General features: G+C 62.0%; 19 protein-coding genes. 8 read left to right on the forward strand and 11 right to left on the reverse strand.

Features of this window, described 5'->3' with window-relative positions:
• Nucleotides 1-80: 80 nt before the first annotated feature.
• A complete protein-coding gene (locus KB449_RS33850) occupies nucleotides 81-371 on the forward strand; it encodes a DUF6509 family protein (protein WP_282912563.1) in 291 nt (96 codons plus the stop codon).
• A gap of 100 nt (nucleotides 372-471) precedes the next feature.
• Here KB449_RS33850 and KB449_RS33855 read toward each other — a convergent pair whose 3' ends face one another.
• Both KB449_RS33855 and KB449_RS33860 read right to left on the reverse strand, forming a co-directional pair.
• Nucleotides 472-633 (reverse strand): hypothetical protein, encoded by a 162-nt coding sequence (locus KB449_RS33855; protein ID WP_282912564.1) that lies wholly within the window; start codon nucleotides 631-633, stop codon nucleotides 472-474.
• 17 nt (nucleotides 634-650) lie between these two features.
• Nucleotides 651-827 (reverse strand): hypothetical protein, encoded by a 177-nt coding sequence (locus KB449_RS33860; protein ID WP_282912565.1) that lies wholly within the window; start codon nucleotides 825-827, stop codon nucleotides 651-653.
• Between the two features lie 186 nt (nucleotides 828-1,013).
• Here KB449_RS33860 and KB449_RS33865 point away from each other — a divergent pair, with 186 nt between their 5' ends.
• Complete coding sequence (locus KB449_RS33865) at nucleotides 1,014-2,030, forward strand: HD-GYP domain-containing protein (protein ID WP_282912566.1); 1,017 nt, start codon at nucleotides 1,014-1,016, stop codon at nucleotides 2,028-2,030.
• Between the two features lie 21 nt (nucleotides 2,031-2,051).
• Here KB449_RS33865 and KB449_RS33870 read toward each other — a convergent pair whose 3' ends face one another.
• The 4 genes from KB449_RS33870 to KB449_RS33885 form a co-directional block, all read right to left on the reverse strand.
• Entirely contained in the window at nucleotides 2,052-2,783 is a 732-nt protein-coding gene (locus KB449_RS33870) for an SDR family oxidoreductase (protein ID WP_282912567.1), read from the reverse strand.
• A 136-nt stretch (nucleotides 2,784-2,919) separates the two neighbouring features.
• Entirely contained in the window at nucleotides 2,920-3,873 is a 954-nt protein-coding gene (locus KB449_RS33875; protein WP_282912568.1) for a nucleoside hydrolase, read from the reverse strand.
• A 131-nt stretch (nucleotides 3,874-4,004) separates the two neighbouring features.
• Nucleotides 4,005-5,117, reverse strand: coding sequence for an NADH:flavin oxidoreductase (locus KB449_RS33880; RefSeq protein ID WP_282912569.1), 1,113 nt, complete (start codon nucleotides 5,115-5,117; stop codon nucleotides 4,005-4,007).
• A 96-nt stretch (nucleotides 5,118-5,213) separates the two neighbouring features.
• Nucleotides 5,214-5,546 (reverse strand): ArsR/SmtB family transcription factor, encoded by a 333-nt coding sequence (locus tag KB449_RS33885; RefSeq protein ID WP_282912570.1) that lies wholly within the window; start codon nucleotides 5,544-5,546, stop codon nucleotides 5,214-5,216.
• Between the two features lie 233 nt (nucleotides 5,547-5,779).
• On the opposite strand from KB449_RS33885, the gene KB449_RS33890 reads away from it, so the two are divergent.
• From KB449_RS33890 to KB449_RS33900, 3 genes are all read left to right on the forward strand, one after another.
• Nucleotides 5,780-7,900: a catalase gene (locus KB449_RS33890; RefSeq protein ID WP_282912571.1), complete on the forward strand. Its 2,121-nt coding sequence runs from the start codon at nucleotides 5,780-5,782 to the stop codon at nucleotides 7,898-7,900.
• A gap of 824 nt (nucleotides 7,901-8,724) precedes the next feature.
• Entirely contained in the window at nucleotides 8,725-10,815 is a 2,091-nt protein-coding gene (locus tag KB449_RS33895; RefSeq protein WP_282912572.1) for a carbohydrate-binding protein, read from the forward strand.
• Between the two features lie 173 nt (nucleotides 10,816-10,988).
• Nucleotides 10,989-12,257: a family 43 glycosylhydrolase gene (locus tag KB449_RS33900; RefSeq protein WP_282912573.1), complete on the forward strand. Its 1,269-nt coding sequence runs from the start codon at nucleotides 10,989-10,991 to the stop codon at nucleotides 12,255-12,257.
• A 216-nt stretch (nucleotides 12,258-12,473) separates the two neighbouring features.
• On the opposite strand, the gene KB449_RS33905 is transcribed toward KB449_RS33900, so the two are convergent.
• From KB449_RS33905 to KB449_RS33920, 4 genes are read right to left on the reverse strand one after another with little or no spacing between them, the layout of a single operon-like run.
• Nucleotides 12,474-13,727 carry an NAD(P)-binding domain-containing protein gene (locus KB449_RS33905; RefSeq protein ID WP_282912574.1) on the reverse strand — a complete coding sequence of 418 codons (1,254 nt, stop codon included), beginning with the start codon at nucleotides 13,725-13,727 and terminating at the stop codon, nucleotides 12,474-12,476.
• Nucleotides 13,652-14,887, reverse strand: a complete 1,236-nt coding sequence (locus tag KB449_RS33910; protein ID WP_282912575.1) for a glycerate kinase — start codon at nucleotides 14,885-14,887, stop codon at nucleotides 13,652-13,654. The genes KB449_RS33905 and KB449_RS33910 overlap by 76 nt, the downstream gene beginning before the upstream one ends.
• Before the next feature lie 39 nt (nucleotides 14,888-14,926).
• Nucleotides 14,927-16,090 carry a Gfo/Idh/MocA family protein gene (locus KB449_RS33915; protein ID WP_350356262.1) on the reverse strand — a complete coding sequence of 388 codons (1,164 nt, stop codon included), beginning with the start codon at nucleotides 16,088-16,090 and terminating at the stop codon, nucleotides 14,927-14,929.
• Between the two features lie 4 nt (nucleotides 16,091-16,094).
• On the reverse strand, nucleotides 16,095-16,832 hold the full coding sequence (locus tag KB449_RS33920) for a ThuA domain-containing protein (protein WP_282912576.1): 738 nt from the start codon (nucleotides 16,830-16,832) through the stop codon (nucleotides 16,095-16,097).
• Nucleotides 16,833-16,993: 161 nt separating this feature from the next.
• Here KB449_RS33920 and KB449_RS33925 point away from each other — a divergent pair, with 161 nt between their 5' ends.
• The 3 genes from KB449_RS33925 to KB449_RS33935 all read left to right on the forward strand — a co-directional run bounded on the left by KB449_RS33925 (nucleotide 16,994) and on the right by KB449_RS33935 (nucleotide 22,138).
• On the forward strand, nucleotides 16,994-17,908 hold the full coding sequence (locus KB449_RS33925; RefSeq protein ID WP_282912577.1) for an AraC family transcriptional regulator: 915 nt from the start codon (nucleotides 16,994-16,996) through the stop codon (nucleotides 17,906-17,908).
• 221 nt (nucleotides 17,909-18,129) lie between these two features.
• Nucleotides 18,130-19,704 carry a type 2 periplasmic-binding domain-containing protein gene (locus KB449_RS33930; protein ID WP_282912578.1) on the forward strand — a complete coding sequence of 525 codons (1,575 nt, stop codon included), beginning with the start codon at nucleotides 18,130-18,132 and terminating at the stop codon, nucleotides 19,702-19,704.
• Between the two features lie 103 nt (nucleotides 19,705-19,807).
• Entirely contained in the window at nucleotides 19,808-22,138 is a 2,331-nt protein-coding gene (locus tag KB449_RS33935; protein ID WP_282912579.1) for a helix-turn-helix domain-containing protein, read from the forward strand.
• 306 nt (nucleotides 22,139-22,444) lie between these two features.
• Here KB449_RS33935 and KB449_RS33940 read toward each other — a convergent pair whose 3' ends face one another.
• Nucleotides 22,445-24,481 carry an alpha-amylase family protein gene (locus KB449_RS33940; RefSeq protein ID WP_282912580.1) on the reverse strand — a complete coding sequence of 679 codons (2,037 nt, stop codon included), beginning with the start codon at nucleotides 24,479-24,481 and terminating at the stop codon, nucleotides 22,445-22,447.
• Between the last annotated feature and the right edge of the window lies 1 nt (nucleotide 24,482).

Raw genomic sequence — 24,482 nt, forward strand, 5'->3', positions numbered from 1 at the left:
ATAGACGCCGCTTCGGCCGGTTGTATTCGCGTGGCGGCATTGTATACTGTTAAGACGGCTAAATTAAGGGAGGACAACAGATGAACATAACGGCATATTCGGTCGAGCTGGTCAAGGATCCGTTCGGCATCCTGAGCGGACGGAGATACGAGTTCAAGCTGGAGGTCGAGGTGGAAGAGGAGGACGAGCTTTATTCGGAGCAAGGCGTATACGCGCGGATCGTCTATAAGGTCGAAGACGGGACGTCGGATATCTTGACGTGCGACTGGATGGAAAAGACGACGAACCGTTACCTGGCGCTGGATGCGGAGCCCGAAGAGCTTGCCGAGCTGGCTGCCTTTTGCGCGTCGCACCTGCCGGAAGACGAATGAATCCAGGCGAACGGCAAGCAGGCAAGGCCAAGCGTCCCTGACTTCGAAGGGGCGCTCGGCCTTGCCTGCTTTTTCATGGCGTCAAGCTCCAGATCTGAACTCAAAACTTCGGAATGATATAGCGGGCCAGGAAATACAAAACGCCGAAGAAGATGAGGACGTACGCGGCATACTTGATGAAGGTCGAGGCGACGAGGCTGGAATCGTACTTCTTTTCTACGTTGTGTTGCTCGAATTCAACATTGCGCTGTTCGATGGACATAGCCGAACCCTCCTAGTCTAATATTGAAAACTCGGAAGCACGTATTGGGCAAGGAAGTAAAGCAAACCAAGCAGTATCGCAAAGTAAGCGGAGTACTCGATGAACGAGACGGCGACGGGATCGCTTTCTAGCGGACGCTCGTAGTCTTCCTCAAGCAGCTCCGAGTGACCCAGATAACGCTCGGGCATGGACATCGCTGCACCCTCCTTCCGGCTCATGCATCGCTTTGATATCCTCCATTACCCGCGGTCCGTTCCGGCCAATCATCCCGGGGCGTCCGTCGCATCCGGTATCATTTTGTTCTCTTTAAGTGAGAGGCCGAATTGTTTAAACTGGAAGAGGCGTCCAAAAAATCAAATGGACGACAGGAGGAAAGCCCGATGAGACATGCCGAGCTCCTGGGCAAGATGGTCAAGCACGATATCGTCCACAACGGCTTGGTGCTCGTGCCGGCAGGAGTTGCACTCGAGAAGGCGCATATCGATTTGTTGGAAAATTACCGGGTGGATCCCGATGAGGTTCGCCTGGCCGAAGGGACGGACAGACCGTCGCAGGACGCGGATTCGGCCTCGATGATGTCGCAGGCCGTGCAGTTCACGAGGGAGATGTTCGAGCGGGTACGGGAGGCCGGCCATCTCGATCCGGAGGAGATCGAGCACACGCTGACGCCGATGGTCTTGCAGATCTCGCAGAACAAGGACATGTTCAGCCTGTTCCATACGGTTAAAGCGAAGGACGAATATACGCATCAGCATAACATCGGCGTCAGCGTGCTCTCCACGCTGATCGGCCGCTGGCTGGGATGGGGGGACGACGAGGTCGCCCTGCTGTCGCTGGCCGCGTCGCTGCACGACGTTGGGAAGGTCAGGATTCCCGACGAGATTCTGCTCAAGCCGGGCAGGCTGACAGCGGACGAGTATGCGGAGATGAAGCTGCATACCGTGTACGGCTACGAGATTCTGAAGGCGAACCGGAAAATCGATCCGCGCGTGGCGGCGGTCGCTCTGCAGCATCACGAACGCGACGACGGACGCGGCTACCCGTATGGCATCCGGAACAATGAGATGGACCCGATGAGCCGGGTCGTGGCGGTAGCCGACATTTTCCACGCGATGTCCTCCAGGCGTCCCTATCACGAGCCGATGCCATTTTACAGGGTTGTCAGCGAGATGCGCAACGGCTCGTTCGGAGAGCTGGATCCGTACATTGTGGGCGTGTTCCTCGAGCAGATCATCCGGCACTTGCTGGGCCGTCAGGTCAAGCTGAGCGACGGACGCTGGGGAGAGGTCGTCTACCTGGACCCGCAAGAAGACATGCACCCGCTCGTGAAGGTCGGCGGCAGCTTCATCGACCTGAAGCGGGAGCGGCATCTCAACATCGAGGAGATCATCATTTAAAAAGCGGAGCCGGGCCCCGCATTACCAAGGGATCGGACCCTTGTCTCCGAAAAAGCCGCCGCTCGGACCGTCGTCCTGGAGCAGCGCGAGGCGGACGGGCGTCCTCGCGCCTTCGGAAGCGAACCTGGGGGAGGCATAACCCGTCATGGCGGTCGCGCAGTAGCCGGGATCCGCGGCATTGACCTTGATGCCGGCCTCGGCGAGCTCCTTGGCCCACATGACGGTCAGCGCGTTGACGGCCGTCTTGGACGAGTTATAGCCGAGCATCAGGAACGTCCCCAGCTCGAACGACGGATCGCCGTGCAGCTGCAGCGAGGCGAGCGAACTCGACATGTTGACGATCCGGCCGCTCTGCGACTTGCGAAGCAAGGGGAGCATGGCCTGCGTGACGCGGACGACACCAAGCACGTTGGTCTCGTATACTTGGCGGACGATCTCCGCGCCGGATTCGCTAGGGCGGGACTCGGGCAGAAGAATGCCTGCGTTGTTGACGAGGATGTCCAGCCTTCCGTACCGCTGTCCGATCGCTTCCGCAGCCGCTTGCGCGTGGTCCTGGTCGGTGACGTCCAGCCTGATGCTCGCTGCGTCCGCGCCTTCGGCGACCAGCATGCGGACGGCTTCGGCCCCGCGGCCGAGATCCCGCGCGCCGACGAGGACGCGAACGCCCGCTTGGCCGAGCTGGCGGCAGATCTCGAATCCGATGCCTTGATTGCCGCCCGTGACGAGCGCGATTTTTTTATTTTTATCGTTCATGAAAACGTTCTCCTTTGCAGGTAGTTGGCCTCCCCTCCATTCTAAATGTCATCGTTATTCTCCTATAAGTGAGACAAGTCACCGATTCTGTCATCGTACAGCCTGACAGAATCGGTGACTTGTGATTGCGTTTGGATCAGATAAAAACCGACAGCAGCTTGCCGACCGCCGTCTTGGCGTCGACGTCTATGCTGACCTGAATCGGCGTGCCGACGCTCGGGCTCGGACGCAGGTCCGCGACCGTCATGCCGGCGCACAGCGCGCTCTCGCACTCGACGGTGACGCGCATCGTGCGGTTGGTCACAAGGCCGGGTTCTTCGGCAGCGAGCACGGTGAGCGGGTCGTGCATCGGCGCCGCGTCGACGAAGTGGTTGGCCTGCCGGTAAAACTCGAAGTAATAGGCCATCGAGGTCCGCAGGAACTCGACGATCTCGCGGTTCTCCGGCCGGCAGCGCCGCTGCAGGAAGTCCAGGTGCTCCTGGGCGAGGTGCGTCTTCATCGTAACGTCTAGTCCAATCATCACGATATCGAGTCCGGAAGCGAAGACGATGTCGGCGGCCTCGGGGTCGCCCCAGATGTTCGCTTCGGCGACCGGCGTCACGTTGCCGGCGGCCTGAACGGCGCCGCCCATCACGTAGACCTGTTTGATCTTGCGCGCCAGGCCGGGATCCTTGGCGAGGGCGAGCGCGACGTTCGTCAGCCGTCCGAGCGTGATGAGGACGAGCTCTCCGTCCAGCTCGTCGGCCTTGCGGACGATGAAGTCTTCGGCGCGCTCCGCGACCGCCCGCTGCCCGGACGGGGGAAGCTCGGCTTCGCCGATGCCGTTATGCCCGTGCACGTGCGCGGAGAAGCCGGTCGGCGGCCGCTTCAGCGGACGGTCGGCGCCCATCGCGACGGGCACCTCGTAAGCGGGCGAAGCCAGCTTGATGACGCGCAGCGTATTCTCCGTGGCTTGCTGCACGTCCACGTTGCCGAAGACGGTGGTAATGCCCTCGACGCGGAGCGCGGGGGACTTGAGCGCGTATAAAATGGCGAGCGCATCGTCGATGCCGGTGTCGGCGTCGATGATGACTTTGCGGACTTGAGTCAAGGGGATAAGCTCCTTTGTTCATCGGATGTTCCGCGCGCAGGGCGGCGCGTCATTCGAATTATAACACGCAGATTGTCCGTGAAGCATGCAAGAGGCGCGCGGACTGCTCCGCGCGCCTACAATAGCGAATATTAGCTGAGCGAGCCGAGCGCTTCCCGCGCGAACGCCTTAAGTTCATCGGTGCGGTCCTCATGAATTTTCCTCGCCCATGCCGGATCGTTCAGCAGCGCCCGGCCGACCGCGACGAGATCGAACTCTCCGCGTTCCAGGCGTTCGACGAGCGCGTCCAGACCCACGTTATCGGCGCCCTTGCCTTCGGCGAAGAGGCTCGTGAACTCGGAGTCGAGGCCGACGGACCCGACCGTGATGGTCGGCTTGCCGGTCAGCTTCTTGGTCCAGCCTGCCAGGTTCAGTTCGGAGCCCTCGAATTCAGGCTCCCAGAAGCGGCGCGTGGAGCAATGGAAGATGTCGACGCCGGCCGCGGACAACGGGGCGAGGAACTGCTCCAGCGCTTCCGGCGTAGGCGCGAGCTTGGCGTTGTAGTCCACCGGCTTCCACTGCGAGAAGCGGAAGATAATCGGGAATTCGGGCCCGACGGCGGTGCGGACCGCTTCGATGACTTCGACCGCGAACCGCGTGCGGCCGACCAGGTCGCCGCCGTATTCGTCGGTGCGCTTGTTCGTATTTTCCCAGAAAAACTGATCGATCAAGTAGCCGTGCGCGCCGTGGATCTCCACGCCGTCGAAGCCGATCCGCTTCGCGTCGGCCGCCGCCTGCGCGTAACCCGCGACGAGACTTCGGATCTCTTCCGTCGTCAGGGGCTCCGATACCGGCTGGCCGGTCAGGCTCAGACCAGAAGGACCGATCGGCGCGGCATCGGACTCGGGAAACTTCTCGCGCTCACGCGCCGTGCCCACGTGCCAGATCTGCGGGACGATCTTGCCGCCGGCTTCGTGAACCTCGCGGACGACGTTCGCCCAACCTTCGAGCGCCTCCTCGCCGTAGAAATGAGGGACGTCCCGGTCGGCCGCGGCCGCCGGATGGTTAATCACCGTGCCTTCCGTGATGATCAGGCCGACGTTATTTTCTGCTCTGCGGCGGTAGTAGCCGGCTACGTTGGGACCGGGAACGCCGTTCGGCGAGAAGCCGCGGGTCATCGGCGCCATGACGATCCGGCTGCCGAGCTCCAATTTTCCTTGGGCGAACGGTTCAAACAGCGGTGCTGCATTTCGGGATGCGCTCATTCGTTTTCTCTCCTTGGGGGCAATCGCCCTTATTTTTATATATCTATAAATATGAATATATAGATCGGCGTGAGAGAACGCAAGCAGCAACTATTTCTATTCGGTCTTCGCCTGCATCTGTGCCGCCAATTCGCTCAGGAACGACGCGATTCCTCGCTCGTTGCGCCTATAGTATGTCCATTGTCCGCACCGACGCGATTCGAGCAGTCCGGCTTTTTGCATGGAGGCCAGGTAGGATGAGATGACGGACTGCGTCAGCCCGGCCTTTTCCTGGATGCTGCCCACGCAGACGCCGCCGGGAAACGTCGCTTGCACGTCTGCGGGCTGGGGGCTGAACTGCTTGTCGGGCTCCCGCAGCCAGCACAGAATGTTGAGACGCGTTTCGTTGGACAGCGCCTTCAGCGCCGCGAGCTGGTCGTCCTGGGTCATGTAGGGCGCCTCCTTGGATTCCGTGATCGATATTCGTGCTCTAAGTATAGCAAAGCCGGGGTTGTTCGAAAACGAAGCGCAGCCAGTCTTCGGCTCGACTAGCTCGGCGTGCCTGCTTAACTCGTTGCGAACGCGGGTAAAGAGTTCCGGTTAACCGTCGCTACATAGGAAACGCTGGTGAATATGTCGGAAACGCCGGTGAATACGACCATTACCGAGGAGGAAGCGCGCGCATGGCGAAGAAAAAAGACGGCAAGCCGGAGAAGACAGTGAAGGACGAGCAGCTGGAGCAGTTCACGGTGGACGCGACCGGGCAGAAGCTGACGACGAACCAGGGCCTGCGCATGGCGGAGGACGAGTTTTCCCTTAAGGCGGGCGAGCGGGGACCGACGCTGCTGGAGGACTTTCATTTCCGCGAGAAAATGACGCACTTCGACCATGAGCGCATCCCGGAGCGGGTCGTGCATGCGAGAGGCTTCGGGGCGCACGGGTTCTTTCAAGTATACGAGCCGCAGGCGGACATCACGAAGGCCGGCTTTTTGCAGGATCCGTCCGTCAAGACGCCGGTATTCGTCCGCTTTTCGACTGTCGCCGGCTCTCGCGGGTCGGCCGACACGGTACGGGACGTGCGGGGCTTCGCCGTTAAATTTTATACCGAGGAAGGCAATTACGACCTCGTCGGCAACAACATCCCGGTATTCTTTATCCAGGATGCGATTAAATTCCCCGACTTCATCCACGCGGTGAAGCCGGAGCCGCATAACGAGGTGCCCCAGGCGCAGTCGGCACACGACACGTTCTGGGATTTCGTCACGACGAACACCGAGGCCGCGCACATGGTCATGTGGGCGATGAGCGACCGCGCGCTGCCGCGCAGCTACCGCATGATGGAGGGCTTCGGCGTCAACACGTTCCGCCTGGTCAACGCCGAGGGCGTGGCGCGCTTCGTGAAGTTCCACTGGAAGCCGGTGCTGGGCGTGCACTCGACCGTCTGGGACGAGACGCAGAAGATCGCGGGCAAGGACCCGGACTTCCACCGCCGCGACCTGTGGGACGCGATCGAGCAGGGCAACTTCCCCGAGTGGGAGCTCGGCGTCCAATTGATCGAGGAGGACGAAGAGTTTAACTTCGACTTCGACATCCTCGATCCGACCAAGCTGTGGCCGGAGGAGCTCGTGCCGGTGCGGCTGATCGGGAAAATGACGCTGAACCGCAACACGGACAATTTCTTCGCGGAAACGGAGCAGGTCGCCTTCCACCCGGGACATGTCGTGCCGGGCATCGACTTCTCCAACGATCCGCTGCTGCAGGGGCGCCTGTTCTCCTATACCGATACGCAGCTCAAGCGCGTCGGCGGCCCGAACTTCCACGAGCTGCCGATCAACCGCCCGGTTGCGCCGGTCCACAACAATCAACGCGACGGCATGGCGCGCATGACGATCAATCCGGGTCAGGTTGCGTACCACAAGAACGGAATCGCTGGGAACACGCCTGCGCCTGCGCCTGAATCCGAGGGCGGGTACAAGCATTACGAAGAGAAGGTGGAAGGCCGCAAGGTCCGCGCGCGCAGCGACAGCTTCAAGGACCACTTCGGCCAAGCCGCGATGTTCTATCAGAGCCTGAGCGAGGTCGAGCAGCTGCATATCGTCAAGGCGTTCCAGTTCGAGCTGAGCAAGGTGATGAACAAGGACGTGCGCCAGCGGACGGTCGACGTGTTCGCGCAGGTCGATCCGGGGCTCGCGGCGCAGCTCGCCGACGCGATCGGGGCGCTGCCGCCGGCCGATACGACGCAGCCGGCGGTGACGATGAAGTCGCCCGCGCTCAGCATCATGAACAAGGCCAAGTCGGCCAAGACGCGCAAGGTGGCCGTGCTGACGGCCAAGACGTTCGCGGACGCCGAGCTGAAGGAGGTGCTCGCGCCGCTCGCCGCGGCGGGCGTCACGGCGGAGCTCGTCGGCACGAAGCTCGGCTTCCTGCCGACGGACGCGGACGGGCAGGTCGAGGTCATGCACCATCTGGAGTCGGCGGACTCCGTCCTGTTCGACGCGGTCTACGTCGCGGGCGGCCGGGAGAACGTCGATGCGCTGCTGGCGCAGCCGCTGGCGGTGGATTTTGTCCGCCAGGCGTACCGCCACTACAAGCCGATCGCCGCGATCGGCGAAGGCGCGGACCTGCTGACCGCGGCGGGCGTCGGCGCGCCGACGCCCGTTGGCGCCAAGGCGACGGGTTCGGTCAACCAGCCCGCGTGGAACGAGCCGGGCGTCGTCGTCGCCGCTGCGCCGGACGCGGCCTTCGCCAAGTCGTTCGTCGAGGCGATCGAGGCGCACCGTCATTGGACGCGTAAGGTGCAATAACGCTGGAACGGGAGAAGGAAGGAGCAGCCTCTGCGGGGGCTGCTTCTTTTTGCGTTCAGGCGTTTTATCTTCATGCAGCCAGCGGGCTCAGGGAGGTCTCGGGGTATGCAGGAAGTCTCGGTTAGGAACAAACTGGTGAACTCGTATGCAGGGTTGCGTCGTGAAGTCTCGGTCAGGAACAAACTGGTGCTCTCGAATGCGTGATGGCGGCAGGAGGTCTCGGTCAGGAACAAACTTGTGCTCTCGTATGCGATTTGCGTCAAGAAATCTCGGTTAGGAACAAACTCGTACTCTCGAATGCGGGACTGCGCCAGAAAGTCTCGGTTAGGAACAAACGGTTGAACTCGTATGCGGGGCTGCGTTAGGAAGTCACAGCCAGAAAAAAACTTTTACTCTCGTATGCGGGATGGCGTCAGGAAGTCTCGATTAGGAACAAACTTGTCCTCCCGCCTAACGCCCAAGCTCTCTGGAAAGGCTTGGATCGTCCGCTTAAGTTCAATATCGCCTCCTTACCAATAACCTTTAACGGATGTAAGCTTTTGTAAGATCGGCGCCAACAGATTTGAAAGCCCTTACACACCCGAGCTGCCGATCGCGAGGGAGGTGGGACGCAGCGGTTAGCAAGCGGACGGCCGAGGCGGTGGTGTTGGCGTGTAGGCGCGGAACATCAAGGCATCAAGGCACGTGACATCATTGCTTCAAAGCACGTGACATCACTGCATCAAAGGCAGCAGGGCGACGAAGCGAGCTTCACGATACGTAAATGATGCGCACAGGGCCGGCAATGTCCGGCAACTTTCAAACAAACGAGGAGGCATGCATTAATGAACGTCAACAACCGTTTTCGTTTGACATGGCCGCGTTTCTTCGCGGCGCTGCTGGCGGCGGCATTGCTGCTCGGCCAATGGGCCTGGTCTCCGTCGATCGCATCCGCCGCTTCCGCCTTCGTGCAGACGGCGGCATCGGGGTACGGCAGCCAGTCGGGCATTCAGCTGGAGACGTCGAGCGAAGGCGGACAGAACGTCGCGTTTATCGACAACGGCGACTATATCGCTTTCCCGAGCATCGATTTCGGCAGCGGCGCGAGCACGTTCCAGGTCCGCGTCGCCAGCAACGCGAGCGGCGGCGCGATCGAGGCGAGGCTCGACGGCGTAAACGGGACGCTGATCGCGACAGCGCAGGTCCAGGGCACCGGGGGATGGCAAAATTGGACGACGGTGACGGCGAACGCGTCGGGCGCGAGCGGCGTTCACACGCTGTATTTGAAGTTTACAGGCGGCAGCGGCAATCTGTTCAACCTGCTCTGGTTCAAGTTTGCTTCGGGCCTGTCGGCTTATAGCCAGATTGAGGCGGAAGCCTACAACGGCCAATCCGGCATCCAAACGGAGCCGACATCGGATGTAGGCGGCGGGTCGAATGTGGGCTTCATCGACAACGGCGACTATTTGCTGTTTAACGGCGTGGACTTCGGCAGCGGAGCCTCCAGCGTTCAGGCGCGCATAGCAAGCGCGGCCAGTGGCGGCACGATTGAATTCCGGCTGGACAGCTTGACGGGAACGCTGATCGGGACCGTCGCGGCGAGCGGCACGGGCGGCTGGCAGAACTGGACGACCGCAAGCGGGCAAATATCGGGCGCGACGGGCATCCACAACTTGTACGTTAAATTCGTGGGCGGCGCGGGCAACCTTTTTAACCTCAACTGGTTCAAGTTCGGCACGGGAGCATCGAGTTCCGGCGGCGACGTCGTCGGCAAGCTGTTCGCCGGTTACCAAGGCTGGTTCAACGCGCAGGGCGACGGCTCGCCGAACGGCGGATGGGTCCACTGGTCCAAGAACAGCAGCGCGCCGACCGCCGGCTCGAACGTGAACTTCGAGCTGTACCCGGACATTCGCGAGTATTCGAAGCTGTATCAAACGAATCTGGCGAACCTCGGCAACGGCACGCAGGCGAAGCTGTTCTCCTCCTACGACCAGGAGACGGTCAACAAACACTTCGAATGGATGCAGACGTACAACATCGACGGCGCGGCGCTGCAGCGCTTCGGGGCCGACGAGAGCGATACGCCGAACAACTGGAAGACGAACCGCGACAGCGTGGCCGTAAAAGTAAAGAACGCTGCGGAGACTTACAACCGCAAATTTTATGTCATGTATGATATTACAGGGATGAATGCGAGCAACTGGCTGAACGCGGTGAAGCACGATTGGACGACGAACGTCGTGAACAATATGCATCTGACCTCTTCAGGCGCCTACGCGAAGCAGAACGGCAAAATTGTTGTCTGCATCTGGGGAATCGGATTCACCGACCGGCCTGGTACGGCTGCCGAGCACCAGAATCTGATCAACTGGTTCAAGGCGCAGAACGTCTATGTGATCGGAGGCGTGCCGACTTACTGGCGGACGGGCAACAACGATTCGAAGCCCGATTTTATGAGCGTATACGAATCGCTCGACATGCTCTCGCCGTGGTTCGTAGGACGCTTCGGCAATGCCGATGTCGACAACTACAGTACGAACCAATACGGGCCCGATCTCGCGTATACGCAGCAGCGCAACATCGCCTATCAGCCCGTCATCTGGCCCGGCTTCGCCTGGTCCAACCTGAACGGGGGTCCGACGAATCAAATTCCCCGGCAGCATGGCGACTTCATGTGGCAGCAAGCCTATCGTTTAAAGCAGCTCGGCATCAGCACCGGCTATATCGCGATGTTCGACGAGTACGACGAAGGAACGGCAATTGCCAAGGCAGCGGAGAACAGCGCGATGATCCCGACGAACCAGTACTTCCTGACACTCAATGCGGACGGCGTAGCGGTATCCTCCGACTTCTATCTCCGTCTGGCGGGCGATATCAACCGGATGTTCAAGGGGCAGATTCCGGTCACGGCCTCGCATCCGACCACCCATCAATAAGGCATACGGCGGCTTTCGGGAGATGCGTCTTCCGGGCCGCTTTTTCCGTGCGTACGGCTGCAAAGAAGACAAGATCGGCGGCCTTCGTTTTCGATCGCCTCATGGGAGCGTCCGGACGCGTGCTTTAAAATGAGGGAGAAACGCGCGCGTCAAGCGGTGAAGGAGAGTGTAGCATGAACGGTAAAAATCCGATTATTACCTCGATATTTACGGCCGACCCATCGGCCCACGTATGGGAAGACGGCAGAATCTATATTTACGCCTCGCACGACATGGACCCGCCGAGGGGCTGCGATCTGATGGACCGCTACCACGTCTTCTCGTCGGACGATATGGTGAACTGGGTGGACGAAGGGGAGATATTGCGGTCGGACGACGTGACGTGGGGAAGACCCGAAGGCGGCTTCATGTGGGCGCCCGACTGCGCCTTTCGGAACGGCACCTACTACTTCTATTATCCGCATCCGAGCGGCTCCGACTGGAACGCTACGTGGAAAATCGGCGTCGCCACGAGCGACAAGCCTGCCGAAGGATTCGTCGACCGCGGCTATATCGAAGGACTCGGCGGGTTCGCGATGATCGATCCGTGCGTCTTCCAGGACGATGACGGGCGCGCATACATGTACTACGGCGGGGGCGGCGTCTGCCATGGCGGCGAGCTTAACGACGACATGATGTCTATTAAGGGCGAGATGGTCGACATGGTCGGCCTGGAAGATTTTCACGAGGCGGCATGGACGTTCAAACGCGAAGGCGTCTACTATTTAACCTACGCGGACAATCTGCACGACAACAACCGGATGCGTTACGCCACGAGCGATCATCCGCTCGGTCCGTGGACCTACCGGGGCATCTTCCTGGAGCCGACAGGCTGCTCGACGACGCACGGATCGGTTGCCGAGTACAAAGGACAATGGTATCTGTTTTACCACAATCAGGCGATCTCCGGCCACGGCAACTTGCGCAGCGTATGCATCGACGAGCTGCACTTTGACGAGAACGGCGCCATTCGCACGGTGCGGCAGACGGAAGAAGGGGTTCGTGCCGTACAAGCCGATTCCGCCGGGGGAAATGAGCGAACCTTTTACCCGGTCGACGGCTGCGAGACGGGCGGGGATGCGGCGATCGTCGCCACGGAGCGGGGAACCTTCACCGTCGTGGGGATGAAGGGGACTTCGTCTTCCTGCGAGTTCCGAGAGGTCGACGGCGGCCGCGGCGGCCGGGCCGCTCTCGCCGTGCGCTACACGACTGGCGAGCGACTGGCGAAGCTGCGGCTTGTCGTCAATGGCGCGGACTGCTCGTTATTGAACGCGCTGCAGGCGGATGGCGGGCATACTTCGCTCACCGTGAGACTGGATCCGTGGGCGGTCAATACGGTCAAGCTCGCAGGCGGTCATGGGGACGTGAGGATCGAAGGTTTGTCCGTCGAATGGCTGGATTAGCGCTATCCTGCAAAAGTGTATCATCCAAGGCTGGTATGGCGTTTTTTGCGAGCTATCGCGCGAAAGTGCACGGGAGCTCGTCTTTTGCACGATAGCCCCAAGTATACCTTTTCACCGGCGGAAAGCGACGACCGCGAAGCTAAAAAGGAAGAGTCCCCTCCCAGGCGGAAATGCTCGAACCGCCAAAAAGGGGAACTCATAGCTTGACGAAGGGCACTAAGCCTCTTCCGCCAGCACGATATCCCACTCGTGGATCTCGTAGCCCCGGGCGCCCAGGACGACATACGGATCCTGCTTCACCCAGGCTTCGGCTTCCTCCAGGGAACGCGCCTTGTAGATGACGAGGCCGCCGGCGCCGTCGACGAACCGGCCGTTGGCATGAAGCTTGCCTTCGGCACGGCGCTCCGCCAGAAATTGCAGGTGCTCCTCGCGATGCTTCACGCTGAGCTCGGGATCCTTCATCGGCAGGAAGACGGCGAAGTGCTTGATCGGCTCCCCTGGTTCGTCGCGCCGGAGCTGGTAATTCAGCATCGCCGCCATGTCCTGCTCGGCGAAGCCGTCGCGCACGGCGCCGTCGAGCAGGCCTTTAACCCGGCGTCCCGCGGACAGGCCGACGCCGGACTGCGCGGCGAGCTCGGCGGCGAGCGTCAGATCTTTGGCGAGCAGCTTGATGGCGAAGCCGGCTTCGAAGCGCCCGGGTCCGATATGGTTGTTGTAATGCCTGTCGAGGATGCGGCTGCTGGCGAAGCTGGCCAGGAGCACGTTCACCAGCTGCTCCTCGTCCAGGCCCGCTTTTCTGCCCAGCGCCAGCGCTTCGCTGACGGCCTGCGTGTGAATGCCGACCATGAGCTGATTGACCAGCTTGACGACGGAGCCGCTGCCGACGGGACCGACGCGGTCGATCTGCTTGCCCATCGCAGCCAGCACCTGCTGCGCAACGCGAAATGTCTCTTCGTCGCCGCCGACCATGATGCTGAGCGTGCCCGCGGCGGCGCCGGTCGTTCCGCCGCTGACCGGCGCGTCGAGAAATCGGATGCTGCGCTCGGCCGCGGCGGCGCCGATCTTGCGCGACAAGGCAGGGCCGACCGTGCTGCAGTCGGCCAGGATCAAGCCTTCCCTGCCTAGCGCGATGAGCCCGTCGGTTCCGAGGTAGACCTCTTCTACGTCGGCGGGCATCGGCAGGCAGGTGACGATCAGGTCCATCTCCGCCGCCAGCTGCGCGCGGTCTAAGCCGGTTCGACCGCCCGACGCGGCCAGGCGTTCCTCGGCCGGCTTGCTGCGATTCAAGCCGTAAACTTCGTAGCCTGCCTTGATGAGGTTTTCCGCCATCGGCAAGCCCATGTTCCCCAATCCGATGAATCCGATTTTTTTCAAGTCGATCACGCTCCTCGGCGTTATGTTTTCGTCTTGATCAGCCTTGCGACATTGCGCGCGGTACGGGCCAAGTTGTCCTCGGCCTCCGCCAGGCATTCGTCCAGCGTCGACGGCCGGCCGACGATCGGGAAGACGGCGGCGAACGTCTCGTAGAGCGGTTCGATATCCGGGCCCAGACCGCCGGACACGAGGATGGCGGGGACGCCTTCGGCCGCCGCCCATTCCGCGACGCGGAATGGCAGCTTACCGCTCAGCGTCTGCGCGTCGGTGCGCCCCTCGCCGGTCAGCACCCAATGGGCGCCCGCGATTCGCTTCTTCAGCCCGGTCGCTCGCGCCGCCACCTCGGCGCCGGATTCAATCCGGGCGCCGAGCCGCAGCAGCGCGAAGCCGAGCCCGCCCGCGGCGCCTGCGCCGGGCCGCTCCGACAGACGCTGCCCATTCGCGCCGGCTTTATCCGACTCGGCTCCGCTAAGCCTGATTTCGCCATCCTCGACCGCCGAGCTTGCCTCGACCGCCCGGTTTGCGCCCACGCTCGGCTCGCCCGGCAGCTCCAGCAGCGCCGCATAGGCGGCCATGGCCGCGTCAAGCTCCGCCGCTTGCGCCGGCGACGCGCCCTTCTGCGGTCCGAACACGAGCGACGCGCCCGCCGGTCCCGTCAGCGGACTCGTCACGTCGCTGGCCGCCGTGATCTCGCACGCCGCGAGCCGCGGATCCAGGCCGCTCCAGTCGACCGCGGCAATGCGGAGCAGATCGCCGCCTTTGCCTTCAAGCAGGCGGCCGTCCCGATCCGCGAAACGCACGCCGAGCGCCGTTAGCATGCCGATGCCGCCGTCGTTCACGGCGCTGCCGCCGAGTCCGACGATCAGGCGCCGGGCGCCGCGGTCCAGCGCGTGCGCGATCGCTTCGCCCAGCCCGCGCGAAGTCGCTGCGTACGGATCGCGGCGGTCCGCGGGAATCATCGGCAGGCCGCATATGTTCGCCGTTTCGATGACGTAGACCGGCTCGCCGTCTTGCTCGATCAGGCCGATGAGCGCCGCGGCGCCCGGCTCCAGCGGGCCGTGCACGACGATTTCCTCGCTGCGGCCGCCGCAGGCGCCGACAAGCGCCTCGACGGTACCCTCGCCGCCGTCCGCCATCGGAAAGACGTCGATCTCGGCTTGCGGAATTTCACGGCGGATCGCCGCCGCCATAATAGCGCCGACCTCGCGCGAGGACAGGCTGCCTTTGTATGAATCCGGGGCAATTACGAAGCGCATTGCAGGTTCTCCTCCCAAATGGACAGCTGATATGAGATGCTAACCTCTATCATACGCCTGTCCGGGACCGATGCGTACCTTTTCCCCGCTGCGCGCGCTCTCGATCGCGGCGAATACCATCGCCATGCTTTTCAGATTGTCCGAGCAGTCCGTCTCGGCCGGCCGGTCCTCGGCAAGCGCGGCCAGCATCTCGTCGAAGCAGCCGTCGTGCCCCTCTTGCCCGGTCCAGGGCGCGGAAGACTCGACCTGCCTGTACGCATGCATGCGGGCGCCCGGCCTCAACTCGCCTTCTGCTATGCTGCAGTACGAATCGTTCGTACCGTCCCAGATCAATGTGCCTTCGGAGCCGACGACGCGCCAGTCGCCCTGCCAGGAGGTAGGCTCGCCTTCTGCGCACCAGGAGCCGTTATAAGTAAACACCGAGCCGTCGCTCATCTCGAAAATGCAGACGGCCGAAGCGTTGCCCGCATACCAGGAATGGGACGGGTTGAACTCATGGCAGTATACCGACACGGGATCGGACTGCAGCAAATAGCGGGCCTGATCGAACGTATGGATCGCCATGTCCAACAGCAGCGGATGGTCCATCGTCTCCCGGAAGCCGCCGAAATGCGGGCCGAGGAAGAAGTTCGCCGTCGCATGCGCCGGCTTGCCGATCGACCCCTGCGCGATCAGTCCGCGCGCCTCCCGGATCTGGCGGGCGAAGCGGCGGTTCTGCATGACGGCGTAGTGGCGTCCGTGCCGCCGCACGATGTCTTCGATCTCGTAGGCGTCCGCCATCGTCACGGCCATCGGCTTCTCGCCAATGACGTCGCAGCCGAGCTCAACGGCAGTCGTCACGACGGTTTTGTGGACTTGCGGGATGGTGACGTCGAACACGAGGTCGGCGCCGGTCTCGCGGATCGCCGTCCCGAGGTCGGTATAGCAGGGGCAGTCGAGACCGAATTCCCGGGCCAGCGCTTCGGCTGCGGGCAGATGGATGTCGACGAGCGCGGCGAGCTCGATGTCCGGCCGGCCTGTCGCATACTTGACCCAGCGCCGGGCCATATTGCCGCAGCCGACTTGAACGAGGCGGAATTTGCGGGCCGCTTTGTCGGTCGTATCGGTCATAGCGGTCGCCTCGGCTTTGCCTGTCGTTTTCGTCGTGTCGGCGGTGCCCGTCGTATCGGTCGCATTTTGCAAGTCGGTCTTGATCTCGGTCATGCCGTTACGCCTCCTGCCGCGACTTCAGCGGCTCGAGCGGCTTGCGGTTGCCGAACAGCGGGGCGGGACGTCCCGTCGGCGCGGCCCAGTGCACGGCGTTGCGGATGACCTTGCGGATCTCTTCGTTGTAATAGGTCGGATAAGTCTCGTGCCCGGGGCGGAAATAAAAAATCTTGCCCTGACCGCGGGTATAGGTGCAGCCGCTGCGGAACACCTCGCCCCCCTCGAACCAGCTGACGAACACGAGCTCGTCGGGTGCCGGGATCTCGAAGCTTTCTCCGTACATCTCTTCCTGCTCCAGCTCGATATATTCGCCGATGCCTTCGGCGATCGGATGGCCCGGCGACACGACCCACAGCCGCTCCTTCTCGTCGGCTTCCCGCCACTTGAGGTTGCAGGTCGTGCCCATCAGCTTCTTGAAAATTTTGGAGAAGTGGCCGGAATGAAGCACGATGAGCCCCATGCCGGCGAGGACGCGCTTATGCACGCGTTCGACGATCTCGTCGGACACCTCGCGATGGGCTTTGTGCCCCCACCAGACCAGAACGTCCGTATCCTCCAGCCGCTGCTCGGAGAGGCCGTGCTCTTCTTCGTCGAGCGTCGCGTATCCGATCGCCAGATCGTGCCCGAGTCCTTCTCCGATTGCGCGGTGGATGCCGTCCGGGTAGACGGCCTTCACCTTCTCGTTATTTTTCTCGTGACGGAATTCGTTCCAGATTAACACGCGCAATTCGTCCTTCATACCGCCAACCTCCTCATTTTCGTTCAGCCGTGACCCCCACATTATAGGCTTCGCCGCTCAGGCAAGAATAGTTTCAAAGCTGACCGATTATTCTCCAAAAATGACATATGTGCTATACTGAGGGCTCCAAAAACTCCTGCGCGCCAAGCGAGGTGTAAGCGATGACAACATTGACGGACGATCTCCGCGAACCGGTCCGCGAGGAGGCCGTGGTCTACGGCCACCCGCTCCTGTACATGAAAATATGGGAGGTCGGCATGAACCCGCCGGCACCCGCGCAGGAGGCCTACGGGCCCTGGCATCATCATAAAGAGGTCGAGCTGCTCGCGATGGTCGAAGGCGAGATGGGGATGCAGACGCAAGAAGGCTACATGCGCCTTGCACCGGGGGACGTCGCGCTGTTCGGCGCCTCCCAGCTGCACCGCACGCATCGCGCGGGCGCTGCGCCGGTCCGCTTCGTCGTGCTGCAGGTCGACCTTGGCCGGCATATGGAGAGCGCCGCGCTGCCCTACGCGTATGGCTTCGCGGACGGCGCCGCGCCGCTCGAACGGCTGAACGGCCTGTTCCGCGAAAAGCACGAAGTCCGGCGAGAGATCCATGACTTGATCTCGCATATGTACGAGGAGTATCGGGGACGCGAGCGCGGCTACGAACTGGCGCTGGGCTCCGCGATCCAGCGGCTGCTCTGGCTGTTCGTCCGGAACGGCGACGAAGGCTTGCTTCCTGCCGCGGCGGAGCCGGATCTGCTGCGCCTGAGGCCGGCGCTGGACTACGTCGACCGGCATCTGCAGGAGCGGATTACCGTCGAAGAGGTCAGCCGGCTGCTTAATTTCAGCTATCACTACTTTATTCGCTACTTCCGTTCGGCGATGGGCTGCTCGTTCGTCGATTATGTCAACCGCAAGCGGATCAAGGCCGCGGAGCGGCTGCTGCTGACGCGGGACATCAGCATCGCGGAGGCCGCGCTTCAAGCCGGGGTGCCGAGCATCGCCCAGTTTTACAAGCTGTTCAAGCGCTTCAACCGGTGCTCGCCCAAGGAATTCGTCACCCGCATGAGCGGCCGCGAGACTGTCTGATCGCCTGCCGCGGGACCGGACTTTTCTTACCCGCACGCTGCAGCCGTCGCTCGCAAGCCTTGCCCTGCCTGGGTTTTCGGCGGACATTTCTTTCTCCCGGCCCGATTCAAGTAATGTCCCTACCATGCCTTGGGCGGCGGTCGTACGATGGGTTTGCAGCGACAGGCCAAGGCGGCAGCGAGCCTGCGCCGAGCATTTCAATCCGGGGAGGACATGACAGGATGAAGCCGACGATAAAAAATGCATGGCTGGCAACCGTACTTTTGACAGCGATTACAGGTACTGCGGCATGCGGGGGAAACGGCAACAATAGCGCGACTCCGGCAGACAATGGCGCAAATGGCGCGACGCAGGCGAGCTCCCAGGGAGCGGACAAGACGGGGGATAGCGGCGAGCCGCTCTCTATCCAGATGTTCGCCGGACTGTACAATGAAGTGCCAGACATGAACGACGCCTTCTGGACGGAGTGGCAGAAGCAGACGAACACCAAGCTGAACGTCGAGTGGGTGCCGTCGGGCGATCTCGACACGAAGCTGGACCTGCTGCTGGCCTCGGCGCAGCTGCCGGAGGTGCTGGCGGCGCCGGACTTCAAGCGGCCGACGCTGATCAACGCAATCAAGGGCGGCGCGTTCTGGGATCTGACGCCGTTCCTCGGAGACTTCAGCAAGTACCCGAACCTGAAGAACAACGTGCCGGAGAACGCTTATAAGTACCGGACGATCGACGGCAAGATTTATTCGCTGCCCGGCTCCCGCTCGCAGATCGACCCGGGCATCAAAATCCGCAAGGATTGGCTGGACAAGCTGAATATTCCGGTGCCGACGACGCTGGACGAGTATGCGGACGCACTGGTCAAGATAACGAAGGGCGATCCGGACGGCAACGGGCGCGCAGACACGCTCGGCCTGATCGGCGGCGGCGTCATCATCAGCGACGGCGACGCATCCTTCGCCTCGGCGTTCGGGGCGATGGAGCCGACTTACAACGACGAGGGCGGGCTCATTTACACGAACCTGAATCCGGGTTACACGGACGCCATCGCTTACTTCCGCAAAATGTACGAGATGGGCGCGCTGTCCAAGGAGTTTTCCGTCATGAAGCGCACGCAGGCCCAGGACCTGTTCACGACCGGCCGCGCCGCCTCCTATACCCGCAGCATCTGGTGGGACAAGGAATGGGAGGACCTGATCAAGAAAAACGGCCAGCCCGACGCGAAGATTCTCAACCTGACGCTCAAGGGGCCCAAAGCGTACGCGGTCAATCTGACGCTCGGCGGCACCGGCAGCTTCCTTATTTCCAAAAAGGTGCCTGAGGAAAAGGTATGGAAGCTGCTCGACTACTTCGAGAAGACGGCTTCGACGGAGATGAGCGATCTCGCCTACTACGGCATCGAAGGCGTGCACCATACGGTCGAGGGCGGCCAGAAGGTGCTGACGGAGCAGGGCGTGAAGGAAGTCAACACGACCAGTAAAAACGCGGGCGTCCTGGCCACCCAGAAGTGGGGCAAGGTCATCAGCGCGTCGGGCGACAAGGCGTACAACGACGCCAAGATCGCAGAGGTGCAGAACTTTGGCGAGATCGGGAGCATCGACCCGTTCGCCTACCTGATCTCCGACACCTGGAACGACGTCTGGGCGAAATATCAGAACGAATGGAAGTCCACGGTGACGCAGGCGATCGTCGGACAGATCACGATGGACCAGTACAAGCAGTTCGTCGACAAGATCAACAATCTGCCGGAAGCCAAAAAGGCGTATAAGGAATTCGCCGAGAACTTTAAAGCGATGAACCCGTAAACGCGGCAAAACAAGACTCACAGAAAAGCGGAAGGCGACCGGCCGGGAGCCGGTTGCCTTCCTTGTCTGTCGCGCCCCAACCGCCGTTCCGAGGGAGGTCCCCATGAAGCCGCTGCTGAACAAAGTCCGACAAGCCGCCTACCGGGCGTTTCCGCGATCGAATTATTTCAGAAGGCTCGTCTGGCTGGGATGCGTCTCCGTGACGGTTCCGATCCTGATCCTGGGCCTCGCTTATTACCGGTACTCCGTGAACAAGATCGAGGAGCAGTTCCAGGCGGACAGCCGCACCTCCCTGACGCTGCTTCAGGAGCGAACGGAGAACTTGATGACGGACATCGAATACCAGTCGATGCAGCTTGCCGCGAACGCCACGATCCGTTCCTGGCTGGGCAGGCCGGGCTTCGCCGAACAATACGTGATTCAATTGAGCATGCTAGACCTGATGACCGTGCAAAAAAACGCGAGCAGCCTCGTGCAGGATATCGTCTTCTACGCCAGCGCATCGGATACGGTGTTGTCCAACGCCTATGGGAAATCGACGCTCGCTGACTCGCCCGAGCGCGTTAATATAGCGGCGGTCCTGAAGGGGACGCGCAGCGAGGGCTGGACCTACCTGCCGGCGTACGCGAGCAACGGCTATATCTCGTACGTTCGCCAGCTTCCGGTCATGCGGACGGGGCAGCCGATGGGCGCGTTGATCTACGAGCTGAAGGCGGCGGATCTCGGCCGGCAGCTGTTCCAGTCGGGCGTGCCTGCGGGCGAAGAGTCTTATGCCGTTGTGGATGCGGACGGCACGATCCTGCTGCACTCCTCGGACGCGTCTCTTCTGGGCAAGCGAGCCGACACGATCGAGCTGTTCCGGAGCGTCCTGTCCGGCAGCGGCGGCGAGGGACAGTTCGTCATGGGGGAAGCGGACGGCGGGAAGGTGCTGACGGCGACGTACAAGACGGCGCTGGGGCGGACTTATATCTCAATGCTGCCGGAAAGCGCGATCGCGGGCCAGCTGAACTGGATGCGGCTGTTCGTCTTGGGCTCGGTGCTCGTCATTTTGATCTTCGGCATCGTGCTGACCGTCGCTTCGTCCAAGTTCGCCTATAGTCCGATCGACAAGCTCATCTTGTACGGCCGGCAGCTGCGGCACGGTCAGGGCACGGCGGGAGGGAGCAACGAGATTGGCTATATCCGTTCCAGTCTCGCCTACCTGAACGACCAGGCTGAGTCGCTGCGAGCGTATATCGAGCGGATCCAGCCGGATTTGCGAGACCGCTTCGTGCTCAAGCTGCTGACGGCGTCCGCGCCGCTAAGGCCGCAGAAGGTCGAGGCGGAGGCGCAGGCGTACGGGATGCCCGCGGCGGGAGGGTTCGCGGTGCTGGTCGTGCGGCCCGAGAATTTGTTCAAGGAGAAGCGGTTTTTGCCCAGCGAGGGACCGGTTATCGTTTTTGCGGTGAAAAACGTCATGCAAGAGTTGCTGCAAGGCGGTCCCTTCTCGAGCGGCTATGTGGTGGGCAAGGAAGACAAGGAGGCCGTCGCCGTGCTTCGCTGGGAAGCGCCCGTTCGCGAGGAGGAGGCCGCTTGTATGCTGGACGCCTATGCCGGCAGCGTATGCGAAGCGCTGAAGACGCATCTGTCGTTTACGGTATCGGTCGGCATCGGCGGCGTGCGCCAAGGCCTTCATCTGCTGGCTGAGTCGTACCGTGAGGCCGAAGCCGCGCTCCAGCAGCGCCTTTTCGACGAGCATCGCCGGATCTTCCGCTACGACGCGCTGCCGGCCCCTTCGGGCAAGCTGGCGACGTTTAACTATCCGAAGGAGCTGGAGCTGGAGATTACGGAGCATCTGCTTCAAGGGGAGCTCAGTCTGGCGGAGGCGTCCCTGGGACGTTTTTACGAGCGCATCCGGCAATCCGAATCGTACAATACGGCGATGCACTGCTACCACATTCTGCTGTCGTCGATCATTCAGTCGCTTGAGGAGATGGGCTACGGCGTGCTGGACAATCTCGGGGACAATCTGTTCGAGCAGCTCAAGGCGAGGCAGACGTATCGCGAGGTGCAGGAGTGGTTCGTGGAGTTTCTGTTTCCGATGCACCGGCAGATCACGGAGGAGAGCCGGGCGAACGCGACGCGGATCGCCGTGCAGCGGGTGTGCGCCTATATCGAGACGCATCAGGGCATGCCTTCGCTGATCGAATGCGCCGAATATGTGAGCATGAGCCCTTCGTACCTGAGCCGGCTGTTCAAGCAGGAGGCGGGCATGACGTTTATCGAGTACCTGATGAAGTACAAGGTCGACCGCGCGAAAAAGCTGCTGGAGGAGACGAATCACAGCGTGGCGGAGATCGCTGAGCTCATCGGCTATTCCGAGCGCAACCTGAACCGGGCGTTCCAGCGGCATCTGTCGATGTCGCCGAAGCAGTACAGGATGTCGCTGCGCTGAGCGCGGACGAGAGAAGCCTGCCCGAAGAGGGCGGGCTTCTTTGCCGTAGGGGACGAGTTGCCGGGAAAGACCGTGCAACTCCGCACTACCCTCTGCTCGAGAGCTGAGATACCCGGAAAGACCGCGCAATTCCGCAATCCACCTTCGCTTGGGAGTGAGTTGCCTGGAAAAACCGTGCAACTCGGCAACTAACCTTTGCTTAGGAGCGAGTCACCCGGAAAAACCATGCAATTTCGCAATCCACCTTCGCTTGGGAGTGAGTTGCCTGGAAAAACCGTGCAACTTCGCAAATAACCATCGCGCTGCCTAAGCTAAATCGCTTGCCCCCGTCCGGACGAGCAGGCACTCCCACACCTCCAGCTTCGGAATGTCGATGAAAGCCGCGCCATCTACCTCGCTATGCGGCAGCGCATCCTCCGCGATGAGGCGTTGCACGCCCGTGACGCGCCGGCCCGGGAGCCGCAGCTTCAGCGCAATATCGTGCAGCGGGAGGTTGGTGGCGAGCGGCCTTCTGCCGGCGCCGTTGACCAGGTGGACCAATACGTAGTCGTCCCGTTCGAACAACGTGATCTGCAGCCCCTGATAGTTCGTGACTTCGACGAGCTTATCCTCGCCCAGGGCCAGGTCGATCGCGTTGGCGAGCAGCTGGTAATGCTCGCCGAGCTTGAATTCGTTGAGCATGCCGCTGAGCGAGAACGGGAAGTACAGGAAGCCGCCGAGACCGCTCCGGCGATGCAGCGCCAGCGGCAGGTCGGTGCGGATCACGGGCAGCGAAGCCCGTTCGGGCGGCGCGCCCACGCACTCGAGCGGGGCGAACGGCGGGACGAGCGTCGCCAGCACCGCGGTCTCCGCCGTTGGCTGCGCATAGTAGACGGCGCCCCGCAGCGCGATCAGCTCCGTGTCCGCGAGCCCGGCCTGGAGCGGATTGTCCGCGCCCTCGAACCGCAGGTAGGCGGCCGACAGCAATTCTCCGGCGGCGCCCTGGTCGCGGACGCCGAGCAGGTCCCGCCATTCGGGCTTGTCGGCGGCATCGCCCTCAGTGATGACATGCCCGCCCGCGGCGGCATAGCCGGCCAGCGTGGCGGCCATGCCTTCGGTCAGCGCCAGCCCCTCCGGCGCGATCAGCGCCTTGTAGCGCGCGAGACGCTCCGGCGTCGCCTGCTCCTCGAGCAGTACGTCGAACGGGACCTGGCGGTTGATCAGGCCGTCCGCCCAGCCTTCGGCGGCTGCGTTCGCCGTCCACAGCAGCGCGACCTGCGCCAGCGTCCCGGCGCCGTCCATGTACGGCTCCACTTTGGCGACGTCATGGTTGAGCGCCGCGACCGTCTCCAGGATCCGCTTGTCGCCGATCGTCTCCGGGATGCCGGTGAGCGAATGCCAGATGCTGCCCCCGTGCGCAGGGATCTGCGACAGCCAGAAACGGTATTCCGCGGGCGGCAGGCCGGTGTGACGCCACTCCATCCCCGGACTGGAGTGTACGATGCCGAGCGGCGCGGGGACGCCGGGCGCGGAGCGGCCGAGCTTGATGCTGAGCGCAGGCTTCCAGAACTCCGGAATCCGGCGGTGGCCCTCGGACAGCACATCCTGCGGCTCCGTGCACAAGAGATCCGTCGTCTCCAGCCGATGGTACAGATTGTCCTTGTACAGGTTGTAGTACAGGATCATCTGAACTTCCGGCCGCTTGGCCTTGATGAAGCGATACATCTTGTCCATGTTGTCCCGGATGCACGCCGACGGCCAATCCGCCGCGAATTCGGCCTGGTCCACCGGCAGCGGGACGCCATACAGCCGCTCGTACTTGCGTTTGCAGATGCCGCACCAGCACGGGAGGAAATGCGGCGCGTTGAAAAAGACGGCGTCCACGTCGTAGCGCGACAACACCTCGTCCAACACCGGGACGGCGACGTCTTCGTTGCGATAGCCCGCATTCAAGCACGTGCTCATGAGAAGCGACCATGCGCCGGGGCGATGCGCGCCGATGATCTCCGGCTGTCCGTCCTGCTTTCGCACGAACCACCCCGGCCGTTTCAGATAGACGATATCGTCCGTCTTGCTGAAGTCGAGCCGGGCGATGAAGCGGATGCCCTCGTCATGGCAGGCGTCTACGACGCCCTTCAGCAGATCGAAATCCTGCGGCAAATATTCGTTGACATGATGGCCCTCGACCTCGGAAGGGTACCAGGCATAGATGCCGCCGACATTAAATACGAGGGCGGTCGCGCCGAGCTCTTTCATCTGGCGCGCCAGGCGGCGGGGCTCGATCAAATGCGTGTCCTTCACCTGCAGATTCGTCTGAATGATGCGTTGGGGTTTGTGCCACCAGCCGCGTTCGTTGTTTTCCAAA

Source organism: Cohnella hashimotonis, from assembly GCF_030014955.1.
Taxonomy (GTDB): Bacteria; Bacillota; Bacilli; order Paenibacillales; family Paenibacillaceae; genus Cohnella; species Cohnella hashimotonis.

Coding starts and splice junctions, on each gene's coding strand:
- KB449_RS33850 (WP_282912563.1), top strand. CDS start 81: ATGAACATAACGGCATATTCGGTCGAGCTGGTCAAGGATCCGTTCGGC.
- KB449_RS33855 (WP_282912564.1), bottom strand. CDS start 633: ATGTCCATCGAACAGCGCAATGTTGAATTCGAGCAACACAACGTAGAA.
- KB449_RS33860 (WP_282912565.1), bottom strand. CDS start 827: ATGTCCATGCCCGAGCGTTATCTGGGTCACTCGGAGCTGCTTGAGGAA.
- KB449_RS33865 (WP_282912566.1), top strand. CDS start 1,014: ATGAGACATGCCGAGCTCCTGGGCAAGATGGTCAAGCACGATATCGTC.
- KB449_RS33870 (WP_282912567.1), bottom strand. CDS start 2,783: ATGAACGATAAAAATAAAAAAATCGCGCTCGTCACGGGCGGCAATCAA.
- KB449_RS33880 (WP_282912569.1), bottom strand. CDS start 5,117: ATGAGCGCATCCCGAAATGCAGCACCGCTGTTTGAACCGTTCGCCCAA.
- KB449_RS33885 (WP_282912570.1), bottom strand. CDS start 5,546: ATGACCCAGGACGACCAGCTCGCGGCGCTGAAGGCGCTGTCCAACGAA.
- KB449_RS33890 (WP_282912571.1), top strand. CDS start 5,780: ATGGCGAAGAAAAAAGACGGCAAGCCGGAGAAGACAGTGAAGGACGAG.
- KB449_RS33895 (WP_282912572.1), top strand. CDS start 8,725: ATGAACGTCAACAACCGTTTTCGTTTGACATGGCCGCGTTTCTTCGCG.
- KB449_RS33900 (WP_282912573.1), top strand. CDS start 10,989: ATGAACGGTAAAAATCCGATTATTACCTCGATATTTACGGCCGACCCA.
- KB449_RS33905 (WP_282912574.1), bottom strand. CDS start 13,727: ATGCCTGGCGGAGGCCGAGGACAACTTGGCCCGTACCGCGCGCAATGT.
- KB449_RS33910 (WP_282912575.1), bottom strand. CDS start 14,887: ATGCGCTTCGTAATTGCCCCGGATTCATACAAAGGCAGCCTGTCCTCG.
- KB449_RS33915 (WP_350356262.1), bottom strand. CDS start 16,090: ATGACCGAGATCAAGACCGACTTGCAAAATGCGACCGATACGACGGGC.
- KB449_RS33920 (WP_282912576.1), bottom strand. CDS start 16,832: ATGAAGGACGAATTGCGCGTGTTAATCTGGAACGAATTCCGTCACGAG.
- KB449_RS33925 (WP_282912577.1), top strand. CDS start 16,994: ATGACAACATTGACGGACGATCTCCGCGAACCGGTCCGCGAGGAGGCC.
- KB449_RS33930 (WP_282912578.1), top strand. CDS start 18,130: ATGAAGCCGACGATAAAAAATGCATGGCTGGCAACCGTACTTTTGACA.
- KB449_RS33935 (WP_282912579.1), top strand. CDS start 19,808: ATGAAGCCGCTGCTGAACAAAGTCCGACAAGCCGCCTACCGGGCGTTT.